Genomic DNA, 20,699 nt, shown 5'->3' on the forward strand with positions numbered 1-20,699 from the left:
GGCATCCACGGGCGGCTCGGCCGTCACGCGCCGGCCCGCAACGTGGCCAGCGCCTCGGCGACGGTGAACGCGCCCGCGTAGAGCGCCTTCCCGGCGATCACGCCCTCCACGCCCACCGGCTCCAGCGCGGCCAGCGCCCGCAGGTCGTCGAGCGTGGACACGCCGCCGGAGGCGATGACCGGGGCATCGGTACGCCCGCACACCTCGCGCAGCAGCTCCAGGTTCGGCCCGCGCATGGTGCCGTCCTTGGTGATGTCGGTGACCACGTACCGCGCGGCGCCCGCGGCGTCGAGCCGGGCCAGCACCTCGTAGAGGTCACCGCCGTCGCGGGTCCAGCCGCGCGCCGACAGGGTACGGCCGCGCACGTCCAGCCCGATCGCCACCCGGTCGCCGTACTCGCCGCAGATCCGGTCGCACCACTGCGGGTCCTCCAGCGCGGCGGTGCCGATGTTGACCCGGGCCGCCCCGGTGGCCAGCGCCGCGCGCAGCGACTCGTCGTCCCGGATACCGCCGGACAGCTCCACCTGCACGTCCAGCTTGCCGACCACCTCGGCGAGCAGCGCGGCGTTGGAGCCCCGCCCGAACGCGGCGTCCAGATCCACCAGGTGGATCCACTCCGCGCCGTCGGACTGCCAGGCCAGCGCCGCGTCCAGCGGGTCGCCGTACGTGGTCTCGCTACCGGCGGCGCCCTGCACGAGCCGGACGGCCTGGCCGTCGGCGACGTCCACGGCGGGCAACAGGGTGAGGCTCAACGCTTCTCTCCTCGGGTCCTCAACGACGGTCCAGCGCGATCACCACGACCGCGGGCAGGACCAGCAACAACAACGCGACCAGCACCAGCCGCAGCGCCAGGTCGTCCACCAGGCTCCAGATCGCGACCACCGCCACGGCGGTGAGCACCAGGATCGTCGCCCGTTCGCGCCGGGTGTGCCGGCGCAGCCGGCCGGTACGCCCGCGCCGCAGCGACGGCGTCAGCCGGCGTACCAGAGAATGCCGCCGCTCCCGGCGGGCCACCCGGCGGGCACGGACGGCACGCTCCCGCTCCTGCTCGGCCTCGCGCTCCGCCCGGCGGCGGGCCCGCTCCTTGCTCACGCGGACGCCCGCGGGCCGGTCACAGCGTGCCGAGCCAGTTACGCAGCAGCGCGGCCCCGGCGTCGGCCGACTTCTCCGGGTGGAACTGCGCGGCCGACAGCGCGCCCCGCTCCACCGCCGCCACGAAGTCCGTGCCGTGGTGCGCGGTGGTCACAGTGGCGCCCGCCTCGGCCAGCGCCGCCGGCTCGGTCACCCCGTAGGAGTGCACGAAGTAGAACCGGGTGTCGGCCGGCAGGCCGGCGAACAGCGTCGAGCCGGCCGGCGGGCGCACGGTGTTCCAGCCCATGTGCGGCAGCCGCCGCGCGGGCAGCCGGCTCACCCCGCCGGGCAGCAGCCCCAGCCCCTTGGTGACCACGCCGTGCTCCTCGCCGTGCCCGAAGAGGATCTGCATGCCGACGCAGATGCCCAGCACCGGCCGCCCCGCGGCGACCCGCTCGGCGATGACCGGCCCGGCGCCCAGCGCCTCGATCCCGGCCATGCAGGCGGCGAACGCGCCGACGCCCGGCACCACCAGGCCGTCGGCCGACGCGGCGGCGGCCAGGTCGTCGGTGACTGTCACCTCGGCGCCGGCCCGCGCCACCGCGCGCTCGGCCGAGCGCAGGTTGCCCGAGCCGTAGTCGAGCACCACCACCCGCCGCGCCATCAGCTCTCCCCCGGCAGCAGCCAGAGCACCCCGGCGACGGTGGCCAGCACGGCCAGCAGGCCGGTGATCACGACAGCGGGGCGGGGCGCGCCCTGCTTGATCAGCGACCACGTCCCGCCGACCAGCAGCCCGGCCAGGATCAACACCAGAGTGGGCAGCACCTTCATCAGAGCCCGCCTTCATTCGCGACTGCGGGACTCCGCTGCGCTGCGTTCCTCGCGCTCATCAGAGCCGCCCTTCATTCGCGACTGCGGGACTCCGCTGCGCTGCGTTCCTCGCGCTCATCAGAGCGCGCCCTTCGTGGACGGCACCACGCCCGCGTTACGCGGGTCCAGCGCGGTGGCCTCGCGCAGCGCGCGGGAGACGGCCTTGAACTGCGCCTCGACCACGTGGTGCGCGTCCGGGTGACCGCCGGGGCGGGCCGCGCGCAGCACGTCCACGTGCAGCGTGATCCGGGCCGACTGGCCGAACGACTCCCAGATGTGCCGGGTCATGCTCGTCGGGTAGACCGGCCCGATGTACGGGGCCAGCGCCGGCTCGTCGTGCACCACGTACGGGCGGCCGGACAGGTCGACGGCGGCCCGGACCAGCACCTCGTCCATCGGGACGGTGGCCGAGCCGTACCGCCGGATGCCGGCCTTGTCGCCCAGCGCCCGGTCGAACGCGGCGCCCAGCGCGAGCGCGGTGTCCTCCATCGTGTGGTGCGCGTCGATCTCCAGGTCGCCGACGGTGTGCACGGTCAGGTCGAAGCCGCCGTGCCGGGCGATCTGGTTGAGCATGTGGTCGTAGAAGCCGACGCCGGTCTCGATGTCGGCCTTGCCGGTGCCGTCGAGGTCGATCTCGACGAGCACCTTGGTCTCGTTTGTGACCCGCTCGATCCGGGCGATCCGGCTCATGAAACGTTCTCCATCGCGGTGAGGAAGGCGTCGGTCTCGGTCGGGGTGCCGGCGGTGACGCGCAGCCAGCCGGGCAGGCCGACGTCACGCACCAGCACGCCGGCATCGAGCAGGGTACGCCAGGCCACCGCCTGGTCCCCGTCGACGGCGAACAGCACAAAGTTGGCGTCGCTGTCGGCCACCCGGTGGCCCCGCGCGCGCAGCTCGGCGACGATCCGGTCGCGCTGCCGCATGATCGCGGCCACGGTGCCGAGCAGGGCGTCCCGGTGCGCCAGCGCCGCGCGGGCGGCGGCCTGGGTGAGCGCGGACAGGTGGTACGGCAGCCGGACCAGCTGCACCGCGTCCACCACCGCCGGGTCGGCGGCCAGGTAGCCGAGCCGGCCACCGGCGAAGCCGAACGCCTTGCTCATGGTGCGGGTCACCACCAGCCGCGGGTGGCCGGGCAGCACGGCGAGCGCGCTCACCGTGCCCGGCCGGGCGAACTCGGCGTACGCCTCGTCCACGACCACCATGCCGGGCGCCTCGTCCAGCACGGCGGCGACCACCGCCGGGTCGAGCGCGGTGCCGGTCGGGTTGTTCGGCGAGCAGAGGAACACCACGTCCGGCCGGTGCTCCCGGACCTGGGCCACCGCCTCGTCGGCGGTGAGCCCGAAGTCCTCGCCGCGCCGGGCGGGCACCCACCGGGTGCCGGTGCCGAGCGCCAGCAGCGGGTGCATCGAGTACGCCGGGGTGAAGCCGAGCGCGGTGCGCCCGGGACCACCGAACGCCTGCAGCAGCTGCTGCTGGATCTCGTTGGAGCCGTTCGCGGCCCACACGTGGTCGGCGGTGAGCCCGTGCCCCAGGTAGGCGGCCAGGTCGGCGCGCAGCGCCACCGCGTCCCGGTCCGGATAGCGGTTGAGGTCCCGCAGCTCGGCGGCGACCGCCTTGCCGATCGCCTCGACCACCGGCTCGGGCACCGGGTAGGAGTTCTCGTTGGTGTTCAGCCGCACCGGCACGTCGAGCTGCGGCGCGCCGTACGGTGTGCGTCCGCGCAGGTCGTCGCGGATCGGCAGGTCGTCGAGCGTGGTCACGACGCGCCGCCGTCGGGGAACCGGACGCTGACCGCCTGGCCGTGCGCCGGCAGGTCCTCCACCGTCGCCAGCGTGACCACGTGCGGGGCCACGTCGCGCAGCGCGTCCTGCGTGTATTCGATCAGGTGGACGCCGCGCAGGAAGGACTGCACGGACAGCCCGGAGGAGTGCCGGGCGCAGCCGCCGGTGGGCAGCACGTGGTTGGAGCCCGCGCAGTAGTCGCCGAGCGACACCGGCGACCAGGCGCCCACGAACACCGCCCCGGCGTTGCGGACCCGCAGCGCCCACTCGCGGGCGTTCTCGGTCTGGATCTCCAGGTGCTCGGCCGCGTACGCGTCGACCACCCGCAGCCCTGCCTCCAGGTCGTCGACCAGGACCACGCCGCTCTGCTCGCCGCGCAGCGCGGTGCCGATCCGCTCGGCGTGCTTGGCCGCGGGCGCCTGCCGGGCCAGCTCGGCGTCGACCGCGTCGGCAAGCGCCGTGGACGGGGTGACCAGCACGCTGGCGGCGAGGGGGTCGTGCTCGGCCTGGCTGATCAGGTCGGCGGCGACGTGCGCCGGGTCGGCGGTGTCGTCGGCCAGGATCGCGATCTCGGTCGGCCCGGCCTCGGCGTCGATGCCGACCACGCCGCGCAGCAGCCGCTTCGCGGCGGTGACCCAGATGTTGCCCGGACCGGTGATCATGTCGACCGGCTCGCAGCGCTCGTCCCCGGCCGGGTCGACGCCCGCGCCGTACGCGAGCATGGCGACCGCCTGGGCGCCGCCGACGGCGTACACCTCGTCCACGCCGAGCAGCGCGCAGGCGGCGAGGACCCGCCGGTCGGGCAGGCCGTCGTTGTCCTTCTGCGGCGGGCTCACCACCACCAGCGAGCGCACTCCGGCCGCCTGGGCCGGCACCACGTTCATCACCACTGTCGACGGGTACATGGCCAGGCCGCCGGGGACGTAGAGACCGACCCGGTCGACCGGCACCCACCGCTCGGTCACCGTGCCGCCGGGCACCACGTTCGTGGTGTGATCGGTGCGGCGCTGGTCGGCGTGGACCTTGCGGGCCCGGGTGATCGACTCCAGCAGCGCGGCGCGTACCTGCGGGTCCAGCTCGCCCTCGGCGGCGCGGATCGTCTCGACCGGCACCCGCAGCCGCTCCGGGGAGACGCCGTCGAACCGTTCGCTGGCCTCCCGGATCGCCGGGTACCCATGCTCCCGGACCGCCTCGACCAGGGGGCGGATCCGCTCGACCGCCACGGAGACGTCGAGCTGGGCACGGGGCAGCAGGCGGCGCGGGTCACGTGCCCCGCCGCGCAGGTCGATCCGATTCAGCACGCCTGCGAGTCTAGGCCGCCGTTCCGGCGACCGGCCCGGGCCGCCCGCACGCCGGGACGGTGAGCCGGGACACGCGCGGGCGGGCGCGTTGGGGATACGCTCGATCGCGTGAGCGCACGGCTGCCGGTGTTCCCGCTCGGGACCGTCCTCTTCCCGGGGCTGGTCCTTCCGCTGCACATCTTCGAGGAGCGCTACCGGGCGCTGGTGCGCCACCTGGTGGCGCTGCCCGAGGGCGCGCCGCGCGAGTTCGGCGTGGTGGCGATCCGGGCCGGCTGGGAGGTGGCGCCGGCCGGGCCGCCGGGGCGCTTCGGGCTGACCGCCGGCGAGGTCACGCTGCACGAGGTGGGCTGCACCGCCGAGCTGCGGCAGGTCACCGAGCTGGCCGACGGCGGATTCGACATCGTCACAGTGGGCCGGCGCCGGTTCCGCCTCGCCGAGGTCGACCACGCCGCCGAGCCCTACCTCACCGCGGAGGTGCAGTGGCTGCCCGAGCCGGGCGGCCCGGACGAGGTCGCCGACCTGCTGGCGGCCCGGGTGATCTCGGTGTTCCGGCAGTATCTCGGCCTGATCCGGCCGGACCAGCAGGAGATCTCCGAGCAGTTGCCGGAGGACCCGACGGTGCTGTCGCACCTGGTCGCCGCGACCGCCGCGCTGACCGTGGACGACCGGCAGCGGCTGCTCGCGATCGACGACACGGCCGCCCGCCTGCGGGCCGAGCTGCGCCTGCTCAACCGGGAGACGGCGTTGCTGCGGCAGGTCCGGGCGGTGCCGGTGCCGCTCAGCGAGCTGGCTGGTCTCCCGGCGCCGAACTGAACCCCGGCGGGGGCGGCGGCCACCCGCCGTCGAACTCCGGCTCCGGCCGCAGCGACGGCCACCGCGACCAGCCCGCAAGCAGCGTGTACGTCACAGCCGCGCCGAACGCGGCGAGCAGCAGGTTGCCGTGCGGCAGCGGGAGCGGGCCGAACCAGTCGACGCCACCGGCGCGCAGGTCGACGGGTTTGGTGAAGGCGGTGCCCGGCGGCGCGGTCTCCACCAGCCGCTGGAACGTGGACAGGCCGATCCGGCGGCCGACCTGCCAGGCCACCACCGCCGCGCCGAGGCCGCCGAGGGTGACCGCGAGCAGGCCCGCCGGGCCGCGCCGGCGGCGCAGCACCACCCACAGGGCGATCGCGGCGAGCACGCCGAAGCCGAGGGTCAGGAGGCTGAACCAGCCGTCCGCGGCGATCGGCTGCTCCGGCTGCGTCGTGGCGTAGACCGCGCCGGCCGGTGTCTGCCGCACCGGGGTGGCGGGCGCCGCCCACGCCCAGAGCAGCCCGAGCGGCGCGCCGAGCGCGGTGAGCAGCGCGGCCACGCCGAGGGTGGTCGTCACGACCCGGCCGGCGGATCGCCGGGCCGCGGGCGACGCCCCGGGCAGCTGCGCCACGACGCCCGGATGCCCGGCGAGCGGGTCGGCGCCAGGCGCGGTGACCGGGGTGCCGGCCGGCACCGGCAGTCCGCCGGGCCAGCCGGGCGGTCCGCCGGGCCAGCCGGAGGGCTGCTCGCCCGCGGGCCGCGCCTCGCTGCCGTCGGTACGCTCGCGCGTCCGCTCGGGATCAGGGGTGTCCGGAGTCACCCGTTGATCCTCTCAGGCCGGGGCACGGCGCGGGGCGGTGGTCGCCGCCTCAGCGCGCAAACGGTTCCACCATCACCGCGGCGGCCTTGAGCCAGGCGTTGCGGGTCTCGGCCTGGAGCTGGTGGTACTCGATCGAGGAGCCGGTCTCCAGCGCCGGGTCGTAGGGCACCACCGCTACCGCCCGGGTCCGGGTGGCGAAGTGCCGTTCCAGGTCGTCCTGCAGGGAGGTGCGGCCCGGCGTCGGGCAGGAGATCAGCGTGACCGCGTTGTCGGCCAGCTCGCCCATGCCCTCCTCGTGCAGCAGGTCGAGCATCCAGTCCGCGCTGAACGCCGCGTCCTCGCGCGGCACGGTGGTCACCACGAGCTGGTCGGCGGCCTGCATCACGGTGCGCCAGTTCGGGCTCTCCACGTTGTTGCCGGTGTCCACGCAGACCACCTCGTGGGTGCGGCGCAACAGCTCCAGCACCCGCTTGACGGTGAACTGGTCGAGCCGCTGGGCGAAGCGCGGGCTCTCCTCGCCGGCCAGCACGTCGTACGAGCCGTCGGAGGCGTGCCGCAGGTAGTCGTCGAGGTGGGACAGCAACGTGTTGCCCTCGAGGATCTCGATCTGCGCCAGGTCGTGGATCAGGTGGCGGATGGTGCGGGCGTGCCGGGCGCTGCCGGCCCGCAGGCCGAGCGTGCCGCGCAGCTCGTTGTCGTCCCAGGCGAGCACACCGCGCCCGCGGACGCTGCCCACGGTGGCCGCGGCGAGCACGGTGGCGGTGGTCTTGTGCACCCCGCCCTTGGGGTTGGCGAACGCGAGCACCCGGGGCGTGCCCAGCTCGCGGCGCAGCACACTGGTGGCGCGTTCCAGCTCGGCGTCCGGCTCGGGGGCACGCCACTTCGCCTGGGCCGGCGCGGCCCGGCCCGCCCGGCCGGAGCGGCCCTCCAGCGGGCTGCGCGGCGCGGGCACCACCGGTTCCGGTGCGGGCGGGACGTCCGGCCGGTAGCGGCCCCGGTCGAGCAGGGCGTACCGGGACTCGGCAGGCGGCGGCGCGGGCCGGTAGCCACCGTCGAGGAGGGAGTACCGGGACTCGGCCGGCGCGTCGGCCCGGCCGTGCGGCTCCGGCCGTGCCGGTTCGGCGCGCCAGGACGGCTCCGGCCGGGGCTCGGCGACGAGGGACGGGTCCGGCGCGATCGACGGCTCGGCGCGCCAGGACGGCTCCGGCCGGGGCTCGGCGGCGAAGGACGGGTCCGGCGCGATCGACGGCTCGGCGCGCCAGGACGGCTCGGCCGGATAGGGCTGCCCGGTGCGCCAGGACGGCTCCGGGTCGGTGCGGTACGTCGGCTCGGCCTGGTAGGCCGGTTCGCCCTCGTGGCGCGGGTCGGCGCGGAAGGCGGGGTCGACCCGGAACGTGGCCTCGGCCCGGTAGGCGGGCTCGGCGCCGTACGACCCGTCAGGGGCGCGGCCGACGGCCGCGGCGCGCCCGGTCCATCCGGTGCCGGAGGCGCGGCGCGGCAGCGGGTCGGGCGGCGGCGCGTGGTGCTCCTCGCCGTGCCGGTCGGCGTCGGCGTGCTCCGCGCCGCGACCGCCGAGCCGGGCCCGGTCGAGCAGCGCCCGCCACCGCGGTGCCGGCTCGCCCTGCCGACCCCAGCCGGTCTCGCTGCCGTCCAAGGATTCGCCCTCCCCCAGCCCATCGATCTCCGCCTGACAGGCTACGAACGAAACCCTATTCGGACCACTCCCCGCGCCGCACATCGCCCGGTGTCCCGCCGCACCGTGGGATCGACCGGGCAGCCGGGCCCGCCGATGTCTCAGGAGGTGGGAGCGGGATTGGGTGACCCGGATCCGGGGACCGGCGCGGGGGCGGTCGGTGAAGGTCCGCTCACCGTCCGTGCGGCTTCCGACGAATCGCCCATTCCGCCACCCTGGTCCGGTCCGGTGTCCGCCGGCGGCCGGGCCACGTCACGCTGCTCGGGCAGCGGCGGGGTGAACACCGTCCGGTCCAGCCGGGCGACCTCCGGCGCCGGGTCCACCACCCGCACACCGGGGCGCCCGGCGAGCGCGCGCAGCGCGTCCGGCGCGGCACGGACCACCGCGGCGTACACACACGCGCATCCGGCCCGGTAGGCGACCGCCTCCCGGGCCGCGACCACGGCCCCGCTCTCGTACACCCGGCGCAGCTCCGGATCGGCGGTGGCCGCCGGGGCGGCGGCGCGCGCCCGGTAGTCGGCGGCCTCCCGGTCCTTGCGGCCGGCGACGTCGGCCATCCCGGCGACCACGTCGCCCGGCAGCCGCAGCGCCGCGATCCGGACGATCTCGGTCTGCCGGCCGGGCAGCGGCACCCGCGCCACCACCGCCGAGACCGGCGCGCCGTCCAGCGCGGCGGCCGCCCGCGCCGGGGTGAGGTAGTCGGCGAACGAGACGAGCGCGTAGGCGTCTGGCGCGTCGAGCCGGGCCAGCTCCTCCCCGGCGGCGCGCAGGTACGCCGGGATGCTCGCGCCGCCGGCCACCCCGACCCGGGTCACCTCACCGACCGTGCGGTCGCTCACCGGACGGTCCCGCCGCTGCGCCACCGCGACCACCAGCACCACCAGCGCGCAGGCCAGCGCGAGCCAGGTCAGCGCGGCGAAGCGGGACCGGCGCGGCGGCGCGGCGTCGTCGCTCATGGTCAGTCGCGCAGGATCTCCAGCGCCCGGGCCAGATCCTGCGGGTAGTCGCTGACGAACGTCACCTCGTCGCCGGTGCCCGGGTGCGCGAAGCTCAGCGAACGGGCGTGCAGCCACTGCCGGGCCAGCCCGAGCCGGGCCGACAGCGTCGGGTCCGCGCCGTAGGTCAGGTCGCCCACGCAGGGGTGCCGCATGCTGGAGAAGTGCACCCGGATCTGGTGCGTACGCCCGGTCTCCAGTCGCACGTCGAGCAGGCTGGCGGAGGGGAACGCCTCCAGCGTGTCGTAGTGGGTGATGCTCGGCTTGCCGCCGGAGACCACGGCCCAGCGGTAGTCGTGGTGCGGGTGCCTGTCGATCGGCGCGTCGATGGTGCCGCGCAGCGGGTCCGGGTGGCCCTGCACCACGGCGTGGTAGCGCTTCTCCACCTCGCGCTCCTTGAACGCCCGCTTCAGCGCGGTGTACGCGCGCTCGCTCTTGGCCACCACCATGATGCCGGTGGTGCCCACGTCGAGCCGGTGCACCACGCCCTGCCGCTCGGCCGCGCCGCTGGTGGAGATGCGGTGGCCGATGCCGGCCAGCCCGCCGATCACGGTCGGGCCGGTCCAGCCGGGGCTCGGGTGCGCGGCCACCCCGACCGGCTTGTCGACCACCACGATGTCGTCGTCGGCGTACACCACTGTCAGGCCGGGCACCGCCTGCGGCACCACAGTCGGCGGGGCGGGCGGCGCGGGCAGCGTGACCTCCAGCCACGAGCCCGCCTTGACCTTGTGCGAGTTGGGCCGGGCCACGCCGTCGACGAGCGCGTCCCCGCCGTCGATCAGGCCGGCGGCGGCGGTGCGGGAGAGCCCGAACAGCCGGGACACGGCCTGGTCCAGGCGCATGCCGTCGAGCCCGTCCGGGACGGGCAGGGAGCGGGTGTCGCCGCCGGCGGCGAATGCGGAGGTCACGCGGTCTCCCGCTGCTCGGCCGGGGCGGCGTCGCGCTTCTCGTCGCGCAGCCGGGAGCCGTCGCGCTGCCGGCCGGTCAGCTCCAGGAAGACCGCCAGCACCACGCCGCAGACCAGCGAGCTGTCGGCCAGGTTGAACACCGGCCAGACCTGGCCGTACGGGTCGAAGAGGCTGATCATGTCGACCACGTGGCCGACGAAGTGCCCGGGCGCGCGGAAGATCCGGTCGATCAGATTGCCCAGCGCGCCGCCCAGCACCAGGCCGAGCGACACCGCCCACGGCAGCGAGCGCAGCCGCAGCGCCATCCAGGCGATCCACCCGATCACCACGAACGTGATGATCGGGAAGATCCAGGTGTGGTCGGAGCCGATGCTCCAGGCGGCGCCGCTGTTGCGGGTGAGGCTGAAGTAGACCGCGCCGCCCAGCACCGACACCGGCTCCCGGCCGGTCAGCTCGGCCAGCGCGAGCTGTTTGGTGCCCAGATCCGCCAGCAGCGAGAACAGGGACACGCCGAGCAGCAGGCCGACGGCCCTGCGGCGGGGCGCGCCGGCACCCGACTCGGTGGTGCCGGATCCGGCGGGCGGTGCTTCGGTCATCTGCTCCCCATCGACGCTTGCGACGGCGTGGTCACCGTCTGCCGTACGGCCGCCGGGGAGCGGTGATCAGCGCCGCTCCGCCAGCTGCTTGCAGGTCACGCAGAGGGTGGCCGACGGGAACGCGGCGAGCCGCTCCACCGGGATCGGTTTGCCGCACCGCTCGCACCAGCCGTAGCCGCCCTCGTCGAGGCGCTCCAGCGCGCGCTCGACCTGCGTGATCCGCTCCTTGATGCTGTTGGCGAGAGAGATCTCCTGCTCCCGCTCGAACGTCTTGGTGCCGGTGTCGGCCTGGTCGTCCCCGGCCGAGTCGGTCAGCCGCTCGCGCTGCAGCTCGGTGATCTCGCTCAGCGTCTGATCGTACTCGGCGTTCAGCTCGTCCCGCCGCGCCGCCAGGGCGGCCCGGATCTTCTCGGTCTCCGCGGCGCTGCGGGTGGCCTTCGGCGCGGGCTTGCGGCCGGCGGTCCTGGTGTCGGCTGGCTTCGCCATGTCAGCTCCCTCAGCCGCGTGGCGCGGCGGTCAGTGGTACGTGAGCGGGACGCCTTCGTCGGCGTCGTCCGCGTACGGAAGGGTGCACGGCGAGCGAGTCCGCCGTGCACTCCGGAGGTTGGCAAGAATACGGAACGTACAGGCGTCCGACAACGTGCCGCACCGTCGTCCCACGTATCCGCCCCGGACTGCCATCAATCGGGGCAAAAGGAACCGTAGCAGATCAGCGGGCCGTCTCCTCGCCGTACTCCCCGAACCACCGCGCCAGGCGGCCCCGGCGGCTCACCGCCCGCAACCGCCGCTCGGTCTCGTCGCGGACGCCCGCGGTGGCGACGATGAGCAGGCTGTCCCCGACCTTGAGCCGGGTGTCCGGGCCGGGCACGAAACCGGCGCCGTCGCGCAGCACCAGCGTGACCGCGGCGCCCACCGGCAGCCGCAGCTCGTCCACGTGCACCCCGGCCAGCCGGGACCCCTCGGGCACCTCCAGCTGGAGCAGGTCCGCGCGCATCCGCTCCAGCGGGGCGGTCTCCAGCATGATCTCGTTCGGCTCGGCCGGGGCGATCACGCCCAGCCGGCGGGCCGCCGACGCCAGCGTGCCGGCTTGGAGCAGCGTGAAGATCACCACCAGCACGAAGACCGCGTCGAAGAGCCGGTCCGCCCCCGGCACGTGCAACGACAGCGGGATGGTGGCCAGCACCACCGGCACCGCGCCGCGCAGCCCTGCCCAGGACAGGAAGAGCTGCTCGCGCAGATTGACCCGGAACGCCAGCGCGGAGACCGCCACCGACAACGGCCGGGCGAGCAGCAGCAGGGCCAGGCCGGTGATCACGGCGGGCAGCACCGCGGCGTCCAGCCGGCTCGGCGAGACCAGCAGGCCGAGCAGCACGAACAGGCCGATCTGAGCCAGCCAGGCCAGCCCGTCGGCGAAGCCGAGGATGGCCTGCCGGTGCGGCAGGCGGGAGTTGCCGAGCAGCACGCCGGCCACGTACACGGCGAGGAAGCCGGAGGCGTGCAGCACCGAGCCGGCCGCGTACGCCAGCACGGTGAAGCCGACCACCGCGATCGGGTACAGGCCGGCCGACGGGAGCGCGGCCCGGCGCAGCGCGTACCGCCCGGTCAGCCCGGCGCCGACTCCCACCGCCGCGCCGACGCCCAGCTCGTAGCCGAGCAGCAGCCCTTCGTACCACCACGGGTGAGCCACCTGGGCTCCGGCGCGGGAGAGCAGCAGCACCACGAGCACGACGGGCGCGTCGTTCACCCCGGACTCGGCCTCCAGCGCGGCCACCAGCCGGGGCGGCAGGCGCAACCGGCGCAGCGTGGCGAACACGGCCGCGGCGTCGGTCGAGGAGAGCACCGCGCCGTAGAGCAGCGCGAGCCGCCAGTCCAGGTCGAGCAGCAGGTGCACCACCACGCCGACGACCACGATGCTGACCACCACGCCGACAGTGGACAGCGTGGCCGCCAGCCCGAGCACCGGCCGCAGCGTGCTCCACCGGGCGGTCAGGCCGCCCTCCGCGATGATCACGATGAGCGCGCAGAAGCCGAGCACCCGGGTCAGCTCGACGTCGTCGAAGCGGATACCCAGCCCGGCCTCGCCGAGCAGCACCCCGAGCGCCAGGTAGACCAGCAGGCTCGGCACGCCGAGCCGGGTGGAGAACCGCACCGCACCCACCGCGACCAGCAGCACGGCGGCGCCCACCAGCAACGCGACGTCCAGCCCGGGGGTCATCGCCGACCGGCCCGGGCGGATCTCACGGCGTGCTGCCGTCGCGCAGTCGCAGCAGCACCCCGGGCAGCCCGTCGTGCGCGCGTTCCACCTGGAAGAGCTTGTCCCGGCTGGCCGCGCCGGAGCGCAGCGACACGGTCGCCGGCCGGACGCCGAGCGCGTCGGCGAGCGCCCGCCGGGCCGCCTCGGTCGCGCGGCCGTCCACCGCCGGCGCGTGCACCGCGACGACGAGCGCCGGACCGTACGGCCCGTCGTACCGGCCGCCGACCCGGGCCCGGGCCGCGCCGGGCTTCACCCGCACCGCGACGGTGAGCGTGTCGTCCGCGATCGTCATGGTCAGCGGGGCCGGGCCTCGGCCAGCAGGGTGGTGGCGGCGGCGCACTGCGCGCACGGGGTGAAGCCCAGCCCGACCGCCTCGGCGACCGGAACCGGCTCGTCCTCCCGGCCCACCAGGTGCGGGCAGTCGGGCAGGTGGAAGCGGGGGTGGCCGTCGACCACCAGGACCTCGTCGGGCAGCCGCACCAGCCGGGCCACCTGCCCGGGGGAAAGGAACTCGGCCGGCGGGTCGCCGTCGAACGGCTCGCCCGGCGCGGGCGAGGTGGGCCGGGTGGTCTCCGTGGCGCGCGGGCCGGGCGGCGAGTAGGGCGCCGGTTCCGCGTCGGCCACCGGCTCGGCGGCGGCGCGCTCGTACGACTCGGCGGCGGCCGGCTCGTAGGGCGCGGTGTACGGATCGGCGTCGAACGGATCGGCCGGTGGTGAGTACGCGGCCGGCGGCGGAGCGTCCGGCTCGGTCACCGGCGACCCGGGCGGTTGCCGCCACCCGGATTCGCCGGCGCTGACCGTGTACGTGTGGTGCGGGACCGGGCTCACCGGGTCGTCCGGGGACGGGACGGTGTGCGCGGTCCGGGTACGCGGCCCGGTCGCCCGGCCCGCCGTGGCCCGCGTCGCTGCCGCCTGGCGGGCGAACGCGACGAAGACGACGGCGGACAGGACGCTGGCCGCGATCGAGACGATGAGCAGGAGGCTGGATCCGCCGGCGAGCCCGGCGACCAGCAGCACGACCGCGACGAGGATGAGCAGGATGCTGGCGGCTACCACGGCTCACCCCCGGCCGCGTCGTGTCGGTCTGGGCGGTCGGTGGCCGTCACGGGGACGGCCACCGACGCGGGATCAGCGGCCGGACTCGAGCGAGCCCGCGCGGCCACCGCCGTAGGAGCCGGCGAGGCCGGCCGCGGCGAGACCGTTGCTGCCGGCGGCACGGGTGCCCTCGCGGTTCATCTCGACCTCGAGGCCCTGGCCGCGACCGTCGAGGTCCCGCAGCTGGCTCTCCAGGTACGCCTTGAGCCGGGTGCGGTACTCGCGCTCGAACTGCTTGAGCTCCTCGATGTGCTTCTGCAGAGCGGTGCGCTTGGCGTCCAGGCCGCCCATGGCCTCCTGGTGCCGCTGGCGGGCGTCCCGCTCCAGGGCGTCGGCCTTGGCGCGCGCCTCCCGGGTGACCTCCTCGGCCTTGGAACGGGCCTCGGAGAGCAGCTGGTCGGCCTCGCGACGGGCGTCGGAGACGTGGTCGTCGGCGGTGCGCTGGGCCATCATGAGCACCCGCAGCGCCTGCTGCTCGCCGTCCCCGGTCACCCCGGCCGGGCCACCCTGCGCGCGTACCTGCTCCAGCTCGGCCTGCATCGCGCGGGCCGCCTGCTCGGCGGCCGCCTTGTCGCGCTGCACCCGGTCGAGCTGGGCCTTGACGTCGTTGAGCTCCGCCGCGAGGCGGGCGTCACCGCCGGGGCCGGCGGGAGCGCCACCCCGACCGCCGCGCTCCACCTGGGCGCGCAGCTCGTTGTTCTCCTCGATCAGACGGGCCAGCTCGCGCTCGACCTCGTCAAGGAAGGCGTCGACCTCCTCCTCGTCATACCCCCGCTTGCCGATCGGCGGCTTTTTGAAGGCGACGTTGTGAACGTCGGCCGGGGTCAGCGGCATCGAAACTCCTCGGGTCAGTTGCGGCCGCGAAAGCGCTCTGGTCAGGCAAACGCGAAGATCAGGCGCCTAAACACGAACTCCATCAGCACGAACAGGATAACCAGGAGCACAAGGGAGGCCAGGTCGATGCTCACGGTACCAATTCGCAGTGGCGGGATCACACGCCTCAACGCTCGCAGGGGCGGATCAGTGACGCTCCACACGACTTCCAGTCCCGCCGACGCTCCCCGGCCCGGTTGCCAGCGGCGACCATAAGCCAGTACCGCCCCCATAACAAATCGCGCCAAAAGGACAATTAGGAAGATGTACAGCAGCAGGTAGAGCACCTGGAACAGGATCGACAACACGGCAGGCGACGTCCCTCGGTCATGTGGGTCAGCTCAGGCTGAAGAAGCCGCCCTCAGCGATCTTGGCCTTGTCCTCCGCGGTGACCTGGACGTTGGCCGGTGAGAGCAGGAACACCCGGTTGGTCACGCGCTCGATCGTACCGCGCAGGCCGAACGCGAGCCCGGCGGCGAAGTCGACAAGCCTGCGGGCGTCCGCCTCGTCCATCTCGGTGAGATTGATGATCACCGGTACGCCGTCGCGGAAGTGCTCGCCGATGGTCCGCGCCTCGCGGTAGGTGGTCGGGTGCAGCGTGGTGATCTGGTAGCGCTGCTCGTCCTCCGGCGCCACCGCCCGCTCGCGCGGCTGGGCCTGCGGCGCGAGCGCGAGATTGTCCCGCGTGTGGTAGGTCAGGGCGCCCGACGTGTCGCCGCCGGAGGACCGGGTGATCGACCGGACGCTGGAGCGTTCGCCCCGCTCCGGGCGCTCTACCTCGGCCCGGTCGGTGTCGACCGCCCGGCTGGAGGCGCGCTCACTCAGCCGGCCCCGGTCACCGAGGCGGGACCGCGTCGCCGGCGGCTCCTCGGCCTCGTCGTCGTCCTCGTCGGCGAACTCCTCGGCGTACCGGCTCGACCGGTAGCGCGACGAGTCGCGGTAGCTACCCTTGTCGTAGCCACCGTCCTCGTACGCCCGCTCGTCGTCCTCCTCGACCAGACCGAGCCAGACCCCCGCCTTGCGCAGTGCACCCATCCCCGCGCCCTTCCGTCCGCCGTGCGGCACGCGCCCCCGTGCCGTGTCGCTTGATCACGAGTGGACGATCATGCCCACCGGACCGGATCGGCAATCCCCTGACGTGCGGTTCGCGGTCCGCCCGTCACGGCCCCCGGCTACGGGAACGCCGTCCTGAACAACACTGATGTAATTTGCTTCCGTCTTGCTGAGGCTACCGCAGCGCAGGGCGCATTCCGAGCAACGCGCTGCCGACACGGACATGTGTCGCGCCGTGCCCGATCGCGCTTTCCAGGTCCCCGCTCATCCCCGCCGACAGCACAGTGGCGCCCGGATGGTCGGCCCGCAGACGCGCCGCCACCTCGGCCAGCCGGGCGAACGCCCGGTCCGGCTCCCAGCCCAGCGGCGCCACCGCCATCAGGCCGGCCAGCCGCAGCGCGTCCGCTCCGGCCACCGCAGCGGCCACCGGGTCGAGCCCTCGCTGCGGATCGGCATCGCCCGGCAGCGCCCCGCCCCGGGCCGGATCGCCGTCGATGCTCACCTGCACCAGCACGTCCAGCGGCCGGTCCCGGACCGCGCCCGCGGCGGCGTCCAGCGCGGCGGCTAGCCGCACGCTGTCCACCGACTGGACCACGTCGGCGTACCGGACCACCGACCGGGCCTTGTTGCGCTGCAACTGGCCGATGAAGTGCCAGCGCGGCGCCTCCCCGGCCTCGGCCACCGCCGCCGCCTTGCCGGCCGCCTCCTGGTCCCGGTTCTCCCCCACGTCGGTCACGCCCAGCCCGGCCAGCGCGACCACGTCCGACGCCGGATACGTCTTGGTCACCGCGACCAGGGTGACCTCGTCCCGCTGCCGCCCGGCCGCCGCGCAGGCGTCGGCGACGCGGGCCCGGACCCGGGCCAGCCCGGCCGCGAGTTCGGCGCGGCGCTCGGGCCGCACCGTCGTTGCTGACTCCGTCATCGGCGCGGCTCAGGAGCCGTTCTTGAGGAAGTCGGGCACGTCGACGTCATCGAAGAGCACCCGCCGTGACGGCTGCTGCGGAGCCGGCATGGTGGCCGGCGGGCTCACCGGCGCGTTCTGCTGCGCCGGCGGGTTCTGGTTGCTCTTACGCGGCTGCTCGACCGCCTTGTACGCGGGCGTGCCGCCGTCGAAGCCCGCCGCGATCACGGTGACCCGCACCTCGTCGCCGAGCGCGTCGTCGATGACCGCGCCGAAGATGATGTTCGCGTCCGGGTGGGCCGCGTCGGTGACCAGCTGAGCCGCGTCGTTGATCTCGAACAGGCCGAGGTCCGACCCGCCGGCGATGGACAGCAGCACGCCGCGCGCGCCGTCCATGCTCTGCTCCAGCAGCGGGCTGGAGATGGCCGCCTCGGCCGCCTCGACGGCGCGGTTCTCGCCCCGGGCGCTGCCGATGCCCATGAGCGCGCTGCCGGCGCCACTCATCACGCTCTTCACGTCGGCGAAGTCCAGGTTGATCAGACCCGGCGTGGTGATCAGGTCGGTGATGCCCTGGACACCGGAGAGGAGCACCTGGTCCGCGGTGCGGAAAGCGTCCATCATGGAGATGTTGCGGTCGCCGAGCGCGAGCAGCCGGTCGTTCGGGATCACGATGAGCGTGTCGCACTGGTTGCGCAGCTCCTCGATGCCCGCCTCGGCCTGGACCTGCCGGCGCTTGCCCTCGAACGAGAACGGCCGGGTGACCACGCCGATGGTGAGCGCGCCGAGCTTACGGGCGATGTTCGCCACGACCGGGGCGCCGCCGGTGCCGGTGCCGCCGCCCTCGCCGCAGGTCACGAACACCATGTCGGCGCCCTTGAGGACCTCCTCGATCTCGTCGCGGTGGTCCTCGGCGGCGTTCTTGCCGACGTCCGGGTTGGCGCCCGCGCCCAGTCCCCGGGTCAGCTCCCGGCCCACGTCGAGCTTGACGTCGGCGTCGCTCATCAGCAACGCCTGCGCGTCGGTGTTGATCGCGATGAACTCGACGCCCTTGAGCCCAACCTCGATCATCCGGTTGACGGCGTTGACTCCGCCGCCCCCGATGCCGACGACCTTGATGACCGCCAGGTAGTTGTGCGGAGGTGTCATCTCCGGTCCTTTCCCTTCGAGATTGGCATGGGCCGACCCCACACGGCTTGGCCGGATCAGCGGTCGAACACGTCCCTCGCGGCCTCCGACGGGCTGAACCCTCACCCTCTACTAGAGGCTTAAGGTTATGTCAACCACTGATCTCTTCGGGGCAACGTATGCGCCGCCGCGCCAGGAGCCAAGGACCTGTTCCGGCGTGTCGCCGACGGAGCGATCGGGGACACAGCGCCTGATCGCTGAGCCGCGGGTCACTCGAACGTGACCACGTCCGGCGCGCTGACGTCGATCCGGTCCGCCTTACGGCTCAGCAACGCGGTGGCCACGGTCGACTTGTCCGCGCCCCGGGAGGCGTCGCCCCAGAAGACCTGACGCTCACCGCGCAGCAGCAGCGTGATCCGGGCCAGCCCGGCGACGTCCACCGCTACCAGCTCCGCGCGCAGCTTCTCGCCCAGCGCGGCGAGCACCGCCAGGCCGGCCCGCGTACCCGGGTCGTCGGGGCCCGGCCGGGCCACCTTGACCAGCGGCAACCCGCCCGGCGCCCGGTCCAGGCGCTGGAAGACCACACCCGAGCCGTCGACCACCACGAAGCCGTCACCCTGCGGCACCGCCGCCACCGGCGTGCGCTCCTGCACCCGGATCACCAGCGTGCCCGGCCACTCCCGCTCCACAGTGGCGCGGGCCACCGGCGGCAGCGTGCCGACCCGGCGCGCGGTAGCGGCCAGGTCCACCCGGGCCAGCGGCTCGTTGTCCCGTACCGCCGCCGCGTCGCGGATCTGCACCGGGGTGACCAGCCGCGCGCCGACCACCCGTACCTCGCGCACGCCGAACAGGCCGGTGCCCAGCACCGTCCACGCCACCAGGCCCGCGACGGTCAGCACCGCGGCCGCCACCGCCCAGGGCAGCGCGGCGCGCATCCGCCGCTGCCGGGCCCGGGCCATGAACCGGCGGGTGGACGGCGGCACGGCGTCCGAGTTGGCCCGCACGAGCTGCCAGCGCCGCGCCGGGCTGCGCCGGCCCGCCCCGCCGTCCGAGCCGGGGGTGCGGCCGCGGGCCGGGCCGGGACTCATCCGGCGGTGGTCGCCGCGCCGTCCGGGCCGACGCCGGCGCCGAGCTCCGTGCCGCCGCCGGAGCGGGCCAGCAGCGCGTCGAGCAACTGGTCACCCATCAGCGAAGTCGGCGGCGCGCCCATTGTCACCACCACGTCGCCGGCCCGGGCCCGGCGGGCCACCTCGGCCGGCACGTCGTCCCACGCCTCGACGAACACCTTGCGCTCGGCCGGCAGCGGCACGTCCTGGATCAACGCGGCCGAGCCCTCACCGGGGCGGCGCGCCTCGCCGGGGCCGAACACCTCCAGCAGCACCACCTCGTCGGCGATGCCGAGCGCCGCGGCGATCTCCGCATGGTTGTCGCGGGTGCGGTAGAGCCGGTACGGCTGGAACACCACGATCAGCCGGCCGTCGCCGGCCACCTCACGCAGCGTCTGCAGCGCCAGCGTCATCGAGGTCGGGTGGTAGGCGTACTCGTCGTAGACCAGCACGCCGTCGGCCACGCCCTTGCGCTCGAAGCGCCGCCGCACGCCGGGGAACGCGCCGAGCGCGGCCTCCGCCGCCGAGACCGGCAGCTCCAGCAGGTACGCGGCGAGCACCGCGGCGCCGCTGTTGAGCGCCATGTGCCGCCCCGGTACGGGCAGCCGGAACTCGCCGAACGCCCGGCCCTCGATCTCGGCCTGGTAGCGCACGCCGTGCGCGGACGAGACCACCTCGCTCATCCGCAGGTCCGCGTCGGCGGACTCGCCGTACGTCCAGACCCGGCGGCCCTCGGCGCGCAGCGTCTCGGCCAGCCGCCGCCCGCCCGGGTCGTCCGCGCAGGTGACCACGAAGCCGGCCGGGTCGGTGAGCCGGGCGAACTCGGCGAAGGCCGCCTCCAGCGTGGCCAGGTCGCCGTAGGTGTTGAGGTGGTCCGCCTCGACGTTCGTGATGATCGACACGAACGGGCGGTAGATGAGGAAGGAGCGGTCGCTCTCGTCCGCCTCGACCACGAAGTGCTCGCCGGTGCCGTGGTGTGCGCCGGAGCCGACCTCGGAGATCTCACCGCCGATCACGAAGGACGGATCGGTGCCGGCCTGCTGGAGCACCATGGTGACCATCGAGGTGGTGGAGGTCTTGCCGTGGGTGCCCGCCACCGCCACCGTGCGGCGGCCGGTCATCGCGGCGGCGAGCGCTTCGGAGCGGTGCAGCACCCGCAGGCCCCGTCGGCGCGCCTCGACCATCTCCAGGTGGTCCTGCGGGATCGCCGAGGAGTAGACGACCGTGTCCACCCCGTCGAGGTTGGACGTTTCGTGGGCGGAGTGGATGGTGCCGCCGAGCGCCCGCAGGCCGGCCAGCGACGGCCACTCCCGCAGCTCGCTGCCGGAGACCGGCAGGCCACGGGTGAGGAACAGCCGGGCCAGCCCGGCCATCCCGACCCCGCCCACGCCGATCAGGTGGATCCGGCCCAGATCCTCCGCGGTCATGGTGCCGGCGGGGGTGAACTGCACGGTGTTCATCAGAC

24 protein-coding genes are annotated in these 20,699 nt (G+C 74.7%); 1 reads left to right on the top strand and 23 read right to left on the bottom strand.

Annotation, left to right across the window (positions count from 1 at the left end):
- Positions 1-23: 23 nt before the first annotated feature.
- From priA to hisD, 7 genes are all read right to left on the bottom strand, one after another.
- On the bottom strand, positions 24-752 hold the full coding sequence (gene priA / locus FHU28_RS25340) for a bifunctional 1-(5-phosphoribosyl)-5-((5-phosphoribosylamino)methylideneamino)imidazole-4-carboxamide isomerase/phosphoribosylanthranilate isomerase PriA (protein ID WP_184686898.1): 729 nt from the start codon (positions 750-752) through the stop codon (positions 24-26).
- A gap of 19 nt (positions 753-771) precedes the next feature.
- Positions 772-1,092 carry a hypothetical protein gene (locus tag FHU28_RS25345; RefSeq protein ID WP_073830987.1) on the bottom strand — a complete coding sequence of 107 codons (321 nt, stop codon included), beginning with the start codon at positions 1,090-1,092 and terminating at the stop codon, positions 772-774.
- Between the two features lie 19 nt (positions 1,093-1,111).
- Complete coding sequence (hisH, locus tag FHU28_RS25350; RefSeq protein WP_073830988.1) at positions 1,112-1,735, bottom strand: imidazole glycerol phosphate synthase subunit HisH; 624 nt, start codon at positions 1,733-1,735, stop codon at positions 1,112-1,114.
- On the bottom strand, positions 1,735-1,902 hold the full coding sequence (locus tag FHU28_RS25355) for a hypothetical protein (protein ID WP_184686899.1): 168 nt from the start codon (positions 1,900-1,902) through the stop codon (positions 1,735-1,737). Before FHU28_RS25355 ends, hisH begins: the two co-directional genes overlap by 1 nt.
- 117 nt (positions 1,903-2,019) lie before the next feature.
- Positions 2,020-2,631, bottom strand: coding sequence for an imidazoleglycerol-phosphate dehydratase HisB (gene hisB / locus FHU28_RS25360; protein ID WP_030500263.1), 612 nt, complete (start codon positions 2,629-2,631; stop codon positions 2,020-2,022).
- Positions 2,628-3,701, bottom strand: coding sequence for a histidinol-phosphate transaminase (locus tag FHU28_RS25365; RefSeq protein ID WP_184686900.1), 1,074 nt, complete (start codon positions 3,699-3,701; stop codon positions 2,628-2,630). The genes hisB and FHU28_RS25365 overlap by 4 nt, the downstream gene beginning before the upstream one ends.
- Positions 3,698-5,023 carry a histidinol dehydrogenase gene (hisD, locus tag FHU28_RS25370; protein WP_184686901.1) on the bottom strand — a complete coding sequence of 442 codons (1,326 nt, stop codon included), beginning with the start codon at positions 5,021-5,023 and terminating at the stop codon, positions 3,698-3,700. The genes FHU28_RS25365 and hisD overlap by 4 nt, the downstream gene beginning before the upstream one ends.
- A 108-nt stretch (positions 5,024-5,131) precedes the next feature.
- Between hisD and FHU28_RS25375 the strand changes: the two genes are divergently transcribed.
- A complete protein-coding gene (locus tag FHU28_RS25375) occupies positions 5,132-5,836 on the top strand; it encodes an LON peptidase substrate-binding domain-containing protein (RefSeq protein ID WP_184686902.1) in 705 nt (234 codons plus the stop codon).
- Here the strand turns inward: FHU28_RS25375 and FHU28_RS25380 are convergent.
- The 16 genes from FHU28_RS25380 to murC all read right to left on the bottom strand — a co-directional run bounded on the left by FHU28_RS25380 (position 5,802) and on the right by murC (position 20,694).
- Positions 5,802-6,635, bottom strand: a complete 834-nt coding sequence (locus FHU28_RS25380) for a DUF2567 domain-containing protein (RefSeq protein ID WP_184686903.1) — start codon at positions 6,633-6,635, stop codon at positions 5,802-5,804. The genes FHU28_RS25375 and FHU28_RS25380 overlap by 35 nt on opposite strands.
- Positions 6,636-6,684: 49 nt before the next feature.
- Positions 6,685-8,289 (bottom strand): MinD/ParA family ATP-binding protein, encoded by a 1,605-nt coding sequence (locus tag FHU28_RS25385; RefSeq protein ID WP_184686904.1) that lies wholly within the window; start codon positions 8,287-8,289, stop codon positions 6,685-6,687.
- Positions 8,290-8,429: 140 nt separating this feature from the next.
- Complete coding sequence (locus tag FHU28_RS25390) at positions 8,430-9,284, bottom strand: hypothetical protein (RefSeq protein ID WP_184686905.1); 855 nt, start codon at positions 9,282-9,284, stop codon at positions 8,430-8,432.
- A 2-nt stretch (positions 9,285-9,286) separates the two neighbouring features.
- Positions 9,287-10,231, bottom strand: a complete 945-nt coding sequence (locus tag FHU28_RS25395; RefSeq protein ID WP_184686906.1) for an RluA family pseudouridine synthase — start codon at positions 10,229-10,231, stop codon at positions 9,287-9,289.
- Positions 10,228-10,827, bottom strand: coding sequence for a signal peptidase II (gene lspA, locus FHU28_RS25400; protein WP_184686907.1), 600 nt, complete (start codon positions 10,825-10,827; stop codon positions 10,228-10,230). Before lspA ends, FHU28_RS25395 begins: the two co-directional genes overlap by 4 nt.
- A 66-nt stretch (positions 10,828-10,893) precedes the next feature.
- Entirely contained in the window at positions 10,894-11,313 is a 420-nt protein-coding gene (locus FHU28_RS25405; RefSeq protein WP_184686908.1) for a TraR/DksA family transcriptional regulator, read from the bottom strand.
- 223 nt (positions 11,314-11,536) lie between these two features.
- Complete coding sequence (locus tag FHU28_RS25410) at positions 11,537-13,042, bottom strand: potassium/proton antiporter (RefSeq protein WP_184686909.1); 1,506 nt, start codon at positions 13,040-13,042, stop codon at positions 11,537-11,539.
- Positions 13,043-13,064: 22 nt separating this feature from the next.
- Positions 13,065-13,373, bottom strand: a complete 309-nt coding sequence (locus FHU28_RS25415; protein ID WP_184686910.1) for a DUF167 domain-containing protein — start codon at positions 13,371-13,373, stop codon at positions 13,065-13,067.
- Positions 13,374-13,375: 2 nt separating this feature from the next.
- Positions 13,376-14,137, bottom strand: a complete 762-nt coding sequence (locus tag FHU28_RS25420; protein WP_184686911.1) for a hypothetical protein — start codon at positions 14,135-14,137, stop codon at positions 13,376-13,378.
- 72 nt (positions 14,138-14,209) lie between these two features.
- Positions 14,210-15,010, bottom strand: a complete 801-nt coding sequence (locus FHU28_RS25425; RefSeq protein ID WP_073831001.1) for a DivIVA domain-containing protein — start codon at positions 15,008-15,010, stop codon at positions 14,210-14,212.
- A 41-nt stretch (positions 15,011-15,051) separates the two neighbouring features.
- Positions 15,052-15,357 (bottom strand): YggT family protein, encoded by a 306-nt coding sequence (locus FHU28_RS25430; protein WP_030500249.1) that lies wholly within the window; start codon positions 15,355-15,357, stop codon positions 15,052-15,054.
- Positions 15,358-15,385: 28 nt separating this feature from the next.
- Entirely contained in the window at positions 15,386-16,084 is a 699-nt protein-coding gene (locus FHU28_RS25435) for a cell division protein SepF (protein WP_184686912.1), read from the bottom strand.
- A gap of 193 nt (positions 16,085-16,277) precedes the next feature.
- On the bottom strand, positions 16,278-17,024 hold the full coding sequence (locus FHU28_RS25440) for a YggS family pyridoxal phosphate-dependent enzyme (protein WP_184686913.1): 747 nt from the start codon (positions 17,022-17,024) through the stop codon (positions 16,278-16,280).
- 9 nt (positions 17,025-17,033) lie between these two features.
- Positions 17,034-18,149, bottom strand: coding sequence for a cell division protein FtsZ (gene ftsZ / locus FHU28_RS25445; RefSeq protein WP_184686914.1), 1,116 nt, complete (start codon positions 18,147-18,149; stop codon positions 17,034-17,036).
- 248 nt (positions 18,150-18,397) lie between these two features.
- Complete coding sequence (locus FHU28_RS25450; RefSeq protein ID WP_184686915.1) at positions 18,398-19,216, bottom strand: cell division protein FtsQ/DivIB; 819 nt, start codon at positions 19,214-19,216, stop codon at positions 18,398-18,400.
- A complete protein-coding gene (murC, locus tag FHU28_RS25455) occupies positions 19,213-20,694 on the bottom strand; it encodes a UDP-N-acetylmuramate--L-alanine ligase (protein ID WP_184686916.1) in 1,482 nt (493 codons plus the stop codon). The genes FHU28_RS25450 and murC overlap by 4 nt, the downstream gene beginning before the upstream one ends.
- Positions 20,695-20,699: the final 5 nt, after the last annotated feature.

It is taken from the genome of Micromonospora echinospora, from assembly GCF_014203425.1.
In the GTDB taxonomy this organism is placed as follows: Bacteria; Actinomycetota; Actinomycetes; order Mycobacteriales; family Micromonosporaceae; genus Micromonospora; species Micromonospora echinospora_A.

Excerpts from the sequence above, each read along its gene's own strand:
- hisH (WP_073830988.1), bottom strand. The coding sequence starts at position 1,735 with ATGGCGCGGCGGGTGGTGGTGCTCGACTACGGCTCGGGCAACCTGCGC.
- FHU28_RS25355 (WP_184686899.1), bottom strand. The coding sequence starts at position 1,902 with ATGAAGGTGCTGCCCACTCTGGTGTTGATCCTGGCCGGGCTGCTGGTC.
- hisB (WP_030500263.1), bottom strand. The coding sequence starts at position 2,631 with ATGAGCCGGATCGCCCGGATCGAGCGGGTCACAAACGAGACCAAGGTG.
- FHU28_RS25390 (WP_184686905.1), bottom strand. The coding sequence starts at position 9,284 with ATGAGCGACGACGCCGCGCCGCCGCGCCGGTCCCGCTTCGCCGCGCTG.
- lspA (WP_184686907.1), bottom strand. The coding sequence starts at position 10,827 with ATGACCGAAGCACCGCCCGCCGGATCCGGCACCACCGAGTCGGGTGCC.
- FHU28_RS25405 (WP_184686908.1), bottom strand. The coding sequence starts at position 11,313 with ATGGCGAAGCCAGCCGACACCAGGACCGCCGGCCGCAAGCCCGCGCCG.
- FHU28_RS25410 (WP_184686909.1), bottom strand. The coding sequence starts at position 13,042 with ATGACCCCCGGGCTGGACGTCGCGTTGCTGGTGGGCGCCGCCGTGCTG.
- FHU28_RS25415 (WP_184686910.1), bottom strand. The coding sequence starts at position 13,373 with ATGACGATCGCGGACGACACGCTCACCGTCGCGGTGCGGGTGAAGCCC.
- FHU28_RS25425 (WP_073831001.1), bottom strand. The coding sequence starts at position 15,010 with ATGCCGCTGACCCCGGCCGACGTTCACAACGTCGCCTTCAAAAAGCCG.
- FHU28_RS25435 (WP_184686912.1), bottom strand. The coding sequence starts at position 16,084 with ATGGGTGCACTGCGCAAGGCGGGGGTCTGGCTCGGTCTGGTCGAGGAG.
- FHU28_RS25440 (WP_184686913.1), bottom strand. The coding sequence starts at position 17,024 with ATGACGGAGTCAGCAACGACGGTGCGGCCCGAGCGCCGCGCCGAACTC.
- ftsZ (WP_184686914.1), bottom strand. The coding sequence starts at position 18,149 with ATGACACCTCCGCACAACTACCTGGCGGTCATCAAGGTCGTCGGCATC.
- FHU28_RS25450 (WP_184686915.1), bottom strand. The coding sequence starts at position 19,216 with ATGAGTCCCGGCCCGGCCCGCGGCCGCACCCCCGGCTCGGACGGCGGG.
- murC (WP_184686916.1), bottom strand. The coding sequence starts at position 20,694 with ATGAACACCGTGCAGTTCACCCCCGCCGGCACCATGACCGCGGAGGAT.